Annotated in this window: 3 protein-coding genes; all 3 read left to right on the top strand. The window is 58.6% G+C overall.

Annotated features, from left to right (window positions below):
- Positions 1-100: 100 nt before the first annotated feature.
- The 3 genes from ACZ1HN_RS02715 (at position 101) to ACZ1HN_RS02705 (ending at position 13861) form a co-directional block, all read left to right on the top strand.
- Positions 101-748 carry an RluA family pseudouridine synthase gene (locus tag ACZ1HN_RS02715; protein ID WP_299770735.1) on the top strand — a complete coding sequence of 216 codons (648 nt, stop codon included), beginning with the start codon at positions 101-103 and terminating at the stop codon, positions 746-748.
- A 928-nt stretch (positions 749-1676) separates the two neighbouring features.
- Complete coding sequence (locus tag ACZ1HN_RS02710; protein ID WP_472726398.1) at positions 1677-5282, top strand: DUF7507 domain-containing protein; 3606 nt, start codon at positions 1677-1679, stop codon at positions 5280-5282.
- A 20-nt stretch (positions 5283-5302) separates the two neighbouring features.
- A complete protein-coding gene (locus tag ACZ1HN_RS02705) occupies positions 5303-13861 on the top strand; it encodes a beta strand repeat-containing protein (RefSeq protein ID WP_472726397.1) in 8559 nt (2852 codons plus the stop codon).
- The last annotated feature ends 6 nt before the right edge of the window (positions 13862-13867 follow it).

Below are 13867 nucleotides of genomic sequence, written 5' to 3'. Positions count from 1 at the left end.
ACAACGATCATGGCGCGCTGATTCAGGCAAACAGGATATGCGAGCCTCGCCGAAACGTGATGGGGGTTGTCTTTGAGCTGCGCATTTGAGAGGCGGGGACATGGATGATGTCTATGCCCCGCCCAACGATCCTTTGGACATTCTGCATGATGATGCGGAGATGCTGGTGGTCGACAAACCCTCTGGCTTGCTTAGTGTTCCGGGCAAGGGAGAGCATTTGTCAGATTGCTTGATCGCACGGGTGCAGGCGGTGTGGCCGCAGGCGTTGCTGGTGCACCGTTTAGACCGGGATACAAGCGGTGTCATGGTATTTGGTCTTACACCACATGCCCAGCGGTTCCTGTCCAAGCAATTCGAACTGCGTTCCGCGAAAAAGACCTATGTGGCAAGGGTGTGGGGGCGGATGACACCCAAGACGGGGCGGGTTGATCTGCCCCTGATCGTGGATTGGCCGAACCGACCGAGGCAACATGTCGACCACGAGAACGGCAAGCCTGCTGTCACCGATTGGCGGGTGCTGCGCGACACGGAGACTGAGAGCCGGGTGCGGTTGTTTCCGCAGACAGGGCGGAGCCATCAGTTGCGTGTGCATATGCTTGCTTTGGGGCATCCTATCTTGGGCGACCCATTCTATGCGGAAGGGCCCGCGCGTGAGTTTGATCGGCTCATGCTTCACTCGGAAGAACTGCGGATCAAGCACCCGGACAGTGGAAAGATGATGCGGTTTCGAGCTTCAGCGCCATTCTGAGGTGTGTAGCGATCTGCCCTGAGCAATGCGCAGCGTCCGGCGCACGGTGTTGACGCCGGACGCTGCGCATTGGCATCTGTTCTGCCGTATTGGTGGCCCGTTTTGCCCGGGCAGACAAATATTCGTATCCGTTTTGAGGGCTGTACGTGTGTGTCTACTTGAATCCCAATGTCAAACTTGGAGGATATTTTGCATAAAACGCGCCTATCCACGCGCAATGGAGCGTCTTAGACGGTCTGCGGTTTGCTTGCTGACAGATGAGCGGCCTCGCGGTTGCGTCGGCAAAATCTGTTGTTCTCAACCACAATAGGTCAGGGGGTTTCTGCTGTCTTTGTGCCTCTGATGTGTTTTCATTCGAAGTGTCAACACAGTCATTTTATTTTTACAGGGCGGTTCGTCGGTATCATTTCCATTTGAAACATTTAATAAAAAAATTACAGCATAGAGAAGTTAAAGTCATTTTGAGAATTGTGTGTTCCGACTTTCAGTTCTTGCACAAGCATTGCAAATGCCTGTTATTCAGCGGTTGCGGTCAAAGTTGAGCAATTGAGTTTGTCAAATCGGTGCCGTCGGGTCATTGAATGGTTTCTGCCTTGTGGCGATGGTTCAGCGTGTGAATTGAGCGCATGGATATCGCACGATTATAGCCACCACTGCTCTATATGTAGTTAATAAGGTGACTCTGGCTGCTGTATATGGTGCTTTCGTTGGGCTGGCGTCCGCGGACAACACTCAATAGTTGTGGCATCTGTGTGACAATTTCTGGAAGAATTTCGAGGGGGAAATCTCTGACAAAAAAACCGTTGATGACTTGTTGGTTGCAGTGCCACTTTAGTCTCAGGGTCGATAAGATCTATTACCAAGAATAAATATCGCGCGCGTAACGAGCAGAAAATCTGCCAACAGACGCGAACAACGAGGGACGGTAATGTTTAGATTGAGTGGTGCCTTTCAGGGTGCGCTGGCAGCCGCCAGTGTATCTTTTTTTGCGGCTGACCTGGCGCATGCCACACCCTTTACGACAAATGTTCCCGGGACGAGCATTGCGCTTCCTAGTGCATATCCCGAAGCGGGTGGCGTCGTCATTGTCATGGAAGGTGTCAACGGCCAGATCTATTACCAGTTCAGTGATCCGAACGGCGCTTTTCGCGGCTTCAACTCGAACGGCCAGCCAACGCGATTCCGAGGCAACCCGTTCACTGTGAATGACCCCATTCCACTGGACTGCGGAATTCGGAACTGTACGGACTACTTCGGTGGTGCCATCGCCCGGGTTCACGTCCGTTTCTCTGCCTATGACGGGGATACGCAACCGGGTGGGTTTGACCAGAACGATATCAGCTTGATCCTGAACGGGGTGAATGTGGGCAGCTGGTCGGGACTGACGACCGAACGGACCAACAACTCAGGTACGGTGAGTCAGGGCTTTCAAACCGGGTTCGGAAATAACAGCTTCAATACCGGCTGGTTTACTTCGACCAACCCGACGCTGCTGAACAGTCTGTTGACGACGGGTCAGACAACGACCCAAGTGCTAGATGATGATCCCAACGACAACTTTTGGGATTTCCGTCGCGGCGAGAGCCTGAGCGACGAGGCGTTGCGTACGATCGCGCCGGGTTACGAGTTTGAAAAGACAACCACTGCCACAGATTATACCACCGTTGGCGACGTCATCACATACACCTACACGGTAACAAATATCGGGTCGGTCAACATCAACAACCTGACTGTGTTTGATGACAAGGTGGATGAGCAGGGCGGAGCCGTGTCCTGTGATCGTACGACCATCAACGAGACGACGGGCGGTGGGGCACCTGAGGTCGCCACCTGTACCGCCACTTACACGGTCACGCAGGACGACATCGATAGCGGGAGCCTGACCAATATCGCGCGTGCGAATGGTGATCCGGAGTTCGGCCAATTGGGTGAAGTGCAGGATACTGTGACCTTGCCCGGTCCCACAGCTGACGCTGATATGACCATCGCGAAAGCGGCGCGGCAAACGACTTTTAGCGCCGTGGGTGAGGTGATCACCTATGATTATAATTTGGAAAACACCGGCAACACGACTCTGACCAACCTGAGTGTGGCGGACAACCTTATCCCGTCACTGTCCTGTTCACAGGCGACATTGTTGCCCACCGATACACTTACATGTACCGGCACCTATACCGTTACACAGGCAGATCTGGATGATTTTGCCCAAAACGGTACGCCACTGACCAACACCGCGACGGCCAATGCGCAGGACCGCGGGCAGTCCACGCTGACCCGCACCGTTGATGAGACCGTGGATGGGCCGGCGGCAGCCTCGGCGTTGGTGGTGTCCAAGACGGCGCTGCAACAGAATTTCGACAGCGACGACGACGTTCTGCAATTCCGCATCGAGGTCACAAACACGGGCAATGTCACCTGGCCCGGTCCGCCAGCTATCACCGATGCCTTGGTGACGGATGCCGGCGGGGCGGTCAGCTGTCCCGCAGGTGCTGTTCCGCCAAATGGTGCGGTGATCTGTACTGCGGACTATGCGGTGACGCAGGCGAACCTGAATGCGGGCGAAGTGCTGAATGAAGCGACAGCATCAATTACGGTTGGGGGCGTCACAGCGAACGGTTCGGCCTCAGTAACGATCCCTGCTGTCCAAACGACCGGTTTGACGCTGGTCAAACAGCTTAACGCGGCCAGCGCGACAAGTTTCGATGCGCCCGGTGTGACCCTGGTCTATGACTACGTGCTGACCAATACCGGCAATGTCACCCTGACCACACCGCGGATAACGGATGACAAGGTATCCGCCACCTGCACCGCGACCGAGATCCTGCCCGGCACCAGTGTGACCTGTACCTCGGATGACTACCTCACGCTTCAGGAAGACGTGGATGCAGGCTCGGTCACCAACATCGCAACCGCTGCCGCTGACGACCCGGATGCAGCGGAAGTGTCGTCCGATCCGGCGCAAGTGACGGTCGATGCCGACCAGATGCCCGAACTGACATTGGACAAGCTGGCGCCGGTGATCCCAGCCGTCGACTTCTTTGAGGGGCAGACGGTCACCTACACGTACGAAGTGGAAAACACCGGCAATACGACCATCACGGCACCGCTGACCGTGAATGACGACCGGTTCACTGATCCGATCGATTGCGGCACCGGCGATCTTCTGATTGGTGACACGCGCACGTGTCAGGCTGTCTACACAATAACCGCGGCGGATGAATCCCTTGGGTTCGTGTCCAACACTGCCACGGCAACGGATGGCACAACAACGTCAAACTCGGATACCGAGACTGTCCCGCAGGCAGGTACAGATGCGATTGAGCTGACCAAGACCGCGGATGTGACCAGCGTGTCCAGTACCTCAGACGTCATCACCTACACCTTTACAGTGACAAATGTTGGCGACCGGTCCATTGGGGTAAACAGGACCATCTCGATCAACGACCCACGCTTGGACACCGTGACATGTGTGCAAACAGGGCGGATTTTCCCGGTGGGGCAAGGCACGCCGAATTCGGTCACATGCACCGGCAGCACCACACCGACCCAGGCCGAGATAGACGCAGGCGAGGTGATCAATACTGCCACGGCACAATTCAACCGCGTCAATGGCGGCAACCCGTTTGATGTTGTGTCTCCGTCGGCAGAGGCGACCGTGCCCGTCGACATCACGCCGTCCTTCACGCTGGACAAGGTGGGACCGTCGCAGTTCACCAGCGCTGGCGAAGTCCTTACCTACACATTCCGGGTGACCAACAACACCGAACAGACGATTGCGTCGGCCACCGTCACGGACCCTCTGATCCCGGGTCTGGTTTGCGATCTGACCGATATCGGGCCTCTTCTCGCCGGGGAATGTACCGGCGAGTACACGGTCACCCAAGCTGATCTGGACCGGGAAACGATTACCAACACCGCGACCGCGAACGGCATGTCGAGCACCGGCGACACCATTGATCCGTCCTCCGACACTGAGGTTACGCCCGTCGATCCGGCTGCCGCCACGCGCGCCGTCAACGTGTCGAAAACTTCGAACGTGACAGAGTTCGACTCGGTGGGCGACGAAATCCGCTACAGCTTTGCCGTAGCAAACACCGGTACGCAGACCTTGACCGACATTGTGGTCACTGACCCGCTGGTCAACCTGACCTGCACCATTCCGACACTCGCCCCCAGCACCACTGACACAACCACCTGTCAGGCCGTCTACACCGTGACCCAGACCGATTTGGACAATGGACAAGTCGACAATATCGCGAGTGTGGCAGCGCCTGGCACATCGGGCGACAGCAGCTCGCTGACCGTGCCCGCCGTTAACCGCGACGCGGACTTCACCGTCGAGAAGCAGGCCGATGATGCGGTGAGCGTCGTCGCAGGCCAGGTGATTACCTATTCCTATGTTGTCAGGAACACCGGAAACGTCACGCTGACCAATGTGGCGTTGACGGACAGTCATACCAGTTCTTCTGGTACTCAGACACTGACCATTTCGGGGGCGGCAATACGGGCAGCATTGCGCCTGGGGCTGATGTAACCCTGACAGCGACCTACACCGTGACCCAGGATGACATCGATGCAGGTGCGGACCTGACCAACATCGTCAGCGGAACTGCGGTTCCACCTACCGGCCTTACACCACCTACGGACAGCGACACCGAAACTGTGACGGTCGCAACCCCCAATCCAGTGCTGCGTGTTGTCAAGACCGAGGTGGATGGATCGGGCACCTTTGGCGCTGTCACAGGCGCCGAAGCTTACACTTTCGAAGTGTTCAATGACGGGAACGTGACGCTCAGCAACCTGAGCTTGAGCGACGATCTGACAGGGTTTTCCTGTACGTTGGCAGATCTTTTGCCCGGTGCATCGACCACCACCTGTGCCGATACGACCTCGCTGGCTGACAGCTACACCATCACGCAAACGGATGTGGATGCGCGATTCCTGACCAATGAGGTTCAGGTCACGGGCACTGCACCAGGTGGTGCATCCGTCAGTGATACCGACACTGTCACATTGGCTGGTCCGACACAGGCGCCCGCCATTGATATGACCAAGACTGCAACAGCCGGGGACAATTTCGCGGCGGTGGGCGACATGGTCAGCTACGACTACGTTGTCTCAAACACCGGGAACATCACGCTGACGGCGGATATCACCATCGCAGACGACCGCACGGCTGTAAGTTGCCCGGCGCTGCCACTCGGCGGCCTCGCACCCGGTGCCACACTGACATGCACAGCAACTTACGAGATCATGCAGGACGATCTGGATGCCGGCAGCGTGCTCAACCGTGCGACGGCGACCATCACGCAGACCGTGGTACCAGACACGCCCGGTGGCGCCACCGAAATCACCACGTCGTCGCCCGAACGGACCGAGACAGTGACTGCGGCCCAGTCCCCGGCGCTGACCCTCTCGAAGGCGCTTGCCGCAAGCTCGGCCAGCAGTTTTACCAATCCGGGCGACACGCTGACTTACGCGTACACCGTTACCAACACCGGCAACGTCACGATCACTGACACAATAAATGTGACGGACAACCAGATTGCGGGCGGTGCGCCGCAGCTTTGTTCCGAAGACGATCTGGCCCCTGGTGCCAGCCTGACGTGTGAGTTGGTCTGGACTGCGGATCAGCCAGCGATTGACGCTGGAAGCATCACTAACGTTGCTTCGCCGCAGTCGACATTCGGTGGTGTTCCGGTCCCGGCAACGTCTGACACGCTGACAGTCCCCGCAGTACAGACCCCGGCACTCACCATGTTGAAGGAGTTCGTTTCGATCCTGAACGCAAACCCGCCCCCGGTTGCAGGGGACTTTGCGGCGGGTAATGACGTAATCTATCGCTACACGGTCACCAATTCCGGCAACACGACCGTCACGACCGAACCCGTGGTGACGGACAACCTGATCCTGCCGGCGTCCATCTCTATCGATGCGCCATTTCCGGCGGCAGGCCTCGCGCCTGGTGACAGCGTCACTTACACAGGGGTGTACGAGCTTACCCTGGCCGATATTCAGCTTGGTAGTGTCACGAACAATGCGACTGCGACGTCGGGCGGCGTGACCTCGAGCCCTGCAACGGAAACCATTCCATCGGGGGCCAACCCGGCGCTCAGCATCACAAAGACCGCCGTCCAGACGAGCTTCACCGCCGTGGGGGACGTGATCGACTATGAATACGTGGTCGAGAACACATCGCAGGGCACGCCGGCGCCCGCATTCGCCAATGCGATTACGGTGGATGACGACAAAACGACCGTGACCTGCCCTGCTGTTCTCGGCGGGCAGTTGTTGGTCGGTGAATCTATCACCTGTGAATCCGAGTATACGGTTACACAAGAGGATCTGGATGCGGTTGCTTCCGGCCAGCCCGGTGGGTTTGTGACCAACGTGGCCACGGCCAACACAGTGTTCGCCGGCCAACCGGTTCAATCCCCTGCTGCAACAGTCACAGTGCTCGCTGTGAATGATCCTGCACTGTCTGTGATCAAGTCCGTATCAGGCGGCCCTGACCCGGCCGGAGAAGGGGATACGATCACCTTCGCGATCCTGACCACCAACAGTGGGGATACGACTGTTTCCGGTTTGGAAGTGTCGGACCCGTTGCTTGCAAGCCTGAGTTGCTTTGATGGTGCGTCGAACACTGATCCTGCCGTGACCTTGCCGGTCGCGCTGGCGCCGGGCGCGCAGCTTCTGTGTGAGGGCGACTATACCATCACGCAGGACGATGTGGATGGTCAGAGCCTTATAAACATTGCGACTGCGCAGGGCGTGACGCCTGCGGGTGATCCCGTGGTCGCCACCGGGTCGGTCACTGCGCCGCTCGAAGATGATGCGCCTGCGGTCGAGGTCACCAAGGCCCTGAGCGCAAGCGAGCCCGACAGCAGCTTTAGCGTGGTTGGGCAAGAAATTGAGTTCACCGTGACGGTGCGCAACACCGGCAATGTGACCCTGACATCGACGACGGTTACGGATGATCTGGTGCCAGGGGAAACATGTTCCGTGCCCAGCCTTGCGCCGGGTGAAGAGGATCAGAGTTGCACATTCCTGTATACTGTTACTCAGGCCGACGTTGACCAAGGTGACTTCACCAATGTAGCGCGCGCCTCTTCGGTTCCGATCAGTGACCCGGCCAATCCGATCATTGATGACGGATCACTCCTCGTGGATGGTCCGGATGCCGAGCCGTCCTTTAGCTTGGTCAAGGATGCCGATATCACCAGTTTCGCCGCCCCTGGCGTGACCATCACCTACAGCTACACAGTCTCCAATACGGGCAATGTGACTCTGACCGCGGCACCAACCGTAAGCGATGATCGCATTGCCAGTGTGAGTTGCCCTGCCTTCCCAACGGGTGGTTTGGCACCGCTCGACAGTATTGTTTGTACTGCGACTTATGAAACCACACAGGATGACGTGGATGCGGGCGAGGTCACAAACATTGCCACGGTCGCAAGCAGCGAAGTCCCGTTTGATCTGCTTGACCCCAACCGTGCCGAAGCGACCGAGACGGTTCCGGCAACGCGGGGCCCGGCCTTTACCATCGACAAGACGGTCGATGACGCGACCGATGTGCAGGCGGGGCAAGATCTGACCTACAGCTACCTTGTGACGAACACGGGCAACGTGACCTTGACCGATGTAACACTGACCGACAGCCACACGAGCGCGGCTGGCACCTCTCCTCTGACACTCAGCGGTGGCGGTGTGATTGGATCGCTCGAGCCGGGTGACAGCGTAACTCTGACCGCGACCTACACGGTCATGCAGGCGGATGTGGATGCAGGTGCGGATCTGACCAATGTTGTCACCGGGACGGCGACCCCGCCCGGCGGTCTGACGCCGCCCACTGCCGATGATACGCAAAGTGTCAGTGTCGAAGGTCCAAGCCCTGAAGTCACGGCCCTGAAAACCGTGAGCGCCAGCACTGGAACCGACGTTGGCGACAGTGTCACCTTTGACATTACCGTCTCGAATACTGGCAACGTAACGCTGGATACGGTCACGTTGACCGACACGCTGCGCGACGGCAACGGGCAGACAATCCTGCCCGCACCGGTGCCGACGTTGATCGCTGGAGACGGTGTGACGCTGGACGTGGATGAGACGTGGACATACCAGGTTACCCATGTCCTGACCCAATCGGACATCGATAGCGGAGGGCTGAGCAACTCGGTTCTCGTCCAGGCGCAAGACCCAAGCGACACGCCTGTGAGCGACCTGTCGGACAATGGCGTTCCCGGCGACGGAAGCGACAATCCAACCACCTTCTCTGTGCCGCCCGCACCCGGAGTGACGGGGATCAAGACCATCACATCAACCGGAACGGCTGTGGGCGACACTGTCAGCTTCCTCATTGAGATCGAAAACACGGGCAACGTGACCCTGACAAGCGTTGACGTCACGTCTGATACCTTGGAACGGCAGGACGGGACATCCCTGACCCTCGCAACAGGGCCGACATTCAGTTCGAACGATAATGGTTCGCCTGCAGGCACGTTGCAGGTGGGTGAGACTGCCACCTACACCGCCACTTACGTGCTGGTTCAGGCTGATCTTGATGCTGGTGGTATCCGCAACTCCGCAATTGTAAGTGGCACGCCGCCCACCGGGCCGCCAACAACGGACATCACCGACAACGGTGTTCCGGGCGACGGTGACGATACGCCGACAAGCCTGGACATCGCCGCTGACCCGTCCTTCAGCTTCGTCAAGGATTACACGGGTGCAGACGCAAGTTTCGATGCTGTAGACGATGTGCTCGACTACACATTTACATTGGTCAACACCGGCAACGTGACCCTGACCGATCCGATCGTGATCACCGATCCGTTGCTTGCTACCCCAGCTATCTGCGATCCCGTCTCTGCCGCGGCGCCCTGGGCGCCTGACGATACGCGGACCTGCACCGCAAGCTATACCATCACGCAAGAAGACCTGGACCGCGGTGAAGTCGAGAACACCGCGAGCGCGGCGGTAGGATCCGCGCCGGGTCAGACAGACAGCGTGACTGTACCAGCCAGCCAATCGCCTACGATGGAGCTGTTGAAAGAAGCAGAAAGCGTTGATCCGGCCACAGAGTTCTTCGTCGGTGCGGTGGTTGATTACACCTACACGGTCACCAATGCGGGCAATGTGACGCTGACGACCCCGATCACGATCACCGACAATCTGATCCCAACAGGTGATATTGTCTGCCCGACCTTCCCGACCGATGGCATCGCGCCCGGCGGCACATATGTCTGCACCGGTAGCTACACCGTAACCGTCGGCGATATTGATCTTACGTCGGTCACGAACCTTGCGTCTGCAACGGACGGCACCACGACATCCCCGCAAGTGACAGAAACTATTCCCAATGCCGCCACGCCGGCATTGGATGTGACCAAGGAACTGGTTCAGGTCACAGACGCGACCGGTGCAACCGTGCGGACGGGCGGGTTCGAAACGGTTGGTGATCGCCTGTTCTATCGTTTTAGCGTCACAAACTCGGGCGGTTTGGCCTTTGTAAATGACGTTGTGGTGAACGACGCGCTTCTCGCAGCACCGCTGGTCTGTTTTTCCAGCACGGGTGCCGATCCCGATTTCCGGCCTGGTGAGACGGTGACCTGTGAAACCGACCTTCTGCAGTCTTATGAGGTCACACAAGAAGATCTGGACGCGGGCGAAGTCTTTAACGAAGCCATCGCCGAAACCAGTGCGTCAGGCTTGACTGCGCCGGTGATCTCGGACGTCTCAAGCGTGACCACGCCTGCGGCAAGCGATCCGATGATCGAATTGGTGAAGTCGACCACCGCAACGTCCTTTGCCAATGTGGGCGAAACGATCACCTTTGACTTTGTGCTGAGCAACACGGGCAACCAGACGCTGACAGATGTGAGCGTCACGGACCCGCTGATCCCTGCGCTTGTATGCGAAGCTGACACATTGGCACCAGGCGGCGATCTGACCTGTTCTGGCGACTACGTGGTGACGCAGGAGGATGTTGACAATGGCACCCTCAGCAACACGGCCACGGCAGAGGCGATTGATCCAACCGGCACGGCAGTCATGCCAGATACCAGCGGAGTCACCGTTCCCGGACCGCTGACCGAACCACTTGGCCTTGCATTGTCCAAAACTGCCACCCCGACGCCGTTTGGTGCTGTGGGCAGCACGGTGTCCTACGGGTTCGAGGTTGAAAACACGTCACGCTTCACTCTGGCTGACGTAACGGTCACGGACCCGCTGATCCCCGGCTTCAGCTGCGTGATTGACACGCTTGATCCCAGCGCCGTCGATGCGACCAGCTGTGCCGCTCTCTACACAGTGACCCAAGAAGACGTGGACCGCGGAAGCATCGAAAACACGGCCCAAGTCACTGCGCGCGATCTGCTCAACACCCGCACCGTGACGGTCGAGGATACGCTGACCACGGCAGGACCCGCACGCACCCCGGCGCTGGAAGTTACCAAGACCGCCGACGTGCCAAGTGTGACTCCCGGATCGACCATCACCTACACTCTGAGGGTAGCGAACGTGGGCAACGTAACTGTTGCGGTCAGCGGAATCACCGACACGATGACGCGGATCAACACGGGTGCGCCCACGTTCCTAACCACGCCGTTCACCTTCGTGACCGGCGATGCCAACAACGATGATTTTCTGGATGTGGACGAGGTTTGGGAATACGCCGCGACATATGTGCTTTCTCAGTCGGACATCAATGCCGGTGGGGTAAGCAATACTGCGACCGTCACCGCCGACGGACCCGCAGGCACGGGATCGGTCAGCGATACATCGGACAATGGCAACGACGGTGATGGCAATACGACCGATGATCCAACAATCGTCGATATCACGTCGAACCCGCGGCTGGACGTCACCAAAACAGTTGTGACGACTGGCAGTGAAGCGGGTGACACAGTTGTCTTCGAAATACGTGCGGCCAATACCGGGAACGTGGATATCTCGGGCCTTGCGGTCATTGACACGTTAAGCCGTGCCAACGGTGAGGCAATCGGAACGCAGCCGGCAACCCCCGTTGGGACGATCGCTGATCCGTTGGCGCCCGGCAGTGCAGCTGTCTGGCGTGTCTCGTACACACTGACAACCGAAGATGTGGACGCGGGTGGATTGTCGAATGTGGTTGTCGTGTCGGGCACCGGCCCGGGGCCGGGCAATGTCCCGGTTAGCGACACCGGCGACAACGGCGACGATACCGATGGCAACACCACTGATGATCCGACTGTTCTGACAATTCAGCCGATGCCTGAGTTGGTGGTGACCAAAACCTCTGGCAACCAGACCGTTGAACCAACCGCACCGGGTGAAACCGTCACCTTCGATATCCTGATCGAAAACCTGGGCAACGTGACCCTGCGTGATCTGGTGTTCACCGATACGCTGACGCGGCTGGACGGAACGATTCTGACCCCGGATACGCCGCCCGTTGCAGGGTTTGCTGAATTGGGCGCGGGTGAAACAACAACCGTCAGCGTGGCCTACACATTGACGCAAGAGGATTTCGACGCGGGCGGCATCCAGAACATCTTTGCGGCGACCGGTGATGATCCGCTGGGTTTGCCGGTGACGGACAGTTCGGACGATGGGGACGACACCGATGGGAACGTGCTGGATGATCCGACGTTGGTTCCGATCACGGCGCTTCCGACCGTCGTTCTGACCAAGACGGCGAATGTGCCGACGCGCGTTTCGGGATCGGTCTTTGAAGTTCTCTTTACCATCACGGTCGAAAACACCGGTAACGTGACGCAAGCCGATCTGGTTTTAACCGACGACATGACGGCTTTCGTCGCGCCATCGACGCTGGTCACCGTGGGGGCGCCGGTTGCCTCGGGCTTTACCACCGGCGGCGCCAATGGCGCGTTTGATGGACAGACTGACACTAATACGCTGAGCGCTGGGACGTCACTGGCCCCCGGTGAAACAGCTACTGTCACGATTGCGGTGCAATATGACACAGCAGCCGGATCACCGTCAGGGACCAACACGGCGTCACTGACATCCGACCGGCTCACAGCTGCTGTGACCGCATCCGCAGCCGTCGCCAGCAGTGAGCCGACATCGGACATCGTGGCAACAAAGCGTGCGACCAACAGCGGTGTTTTGCAGCGCGGCTCGGTTGTGACGTTCGAGCTGACGTTCGAAAACCGGAACACTACTGCAGAAAGCGGGCTAACATTCGTGGACCAATTGCCGCCGGGTCTTCTGTTCCTTCCGGGATCTGCGACGTTCAACGGTGCATCGACGCCTGAACCGGTGATGAATGGTCGTTCTGTCACGTGGCCGGACCAGACGCTTGCTCCGGCAGAGGTGGCGACGATCCGCCTGAGCGCACGACTGACGGGTGGGGCGGGCGAATACATCAACAGCGCATTCGCCCTTGGGCCGACAGGCGCGCGCGTATCGAACACCGCAACTGCGGCGATGCAGGTCACACCCGAGGCGGTCTTTGATTGCGGTGACATCATCGGCAAGGTCTTTGATGACGTGAATGGCGACGGGTATCAGGATCCGCCCGAGACGCTGAAGCGTCTGGCCAATTCCTATGCGGCGCAGCTTGCGCTTGAGAAACTGACACCTGCCGAGATCAAGGCGGACGGTGGTGAGCCAGGGCTGCCCGGCGTGAAACTGGTGTCGCCGCGCGGCGATATTATCACGACCGACAAGTACGGGCGCTTCAATGTTCCCTGTGCCCTGCTGCCGGATGGCTCGATTGGGTCGAATTTCCAACTCAAACTGGACGACCGGACATTGCCCACCGGCTACCGTGTCACCACGGAAAACCCGCGCGTGATCCGCGTGACGGCAGGCAAACTGGCAGAGCTGAACTTTGGTGCGCGGCTGGGCAATCTGGTCGAGATTGACCTGACAGCCGCAGCCTTCTCGGGGGACGGACCAAATGCGGCCTTGATCAAAGGCCTACAGGGGTTGGTCGAACAGATCCGGCAAGAACCTTCCGCCATCCAGCTTCGATACTACCGCAGTGATGAAAGTGTTGAGACGGCGCGTACCCGTCTCAAAGCAACAGAAGATGCCTTGCGACAGGCGTGGCGGGGCAGGGGGACCTATCGGCTTGATGTCGACCGGTCCGTCCGGCGGTTGCAGTGAGGGGTA

Source organism: Tateyamaria sp. GN1-10, assembly GCF_055693845.1.
Note: the sequence above shows the minus strand (reverse complement) of the source record. Positions and strands in the feature narration are given on the sequence as shown.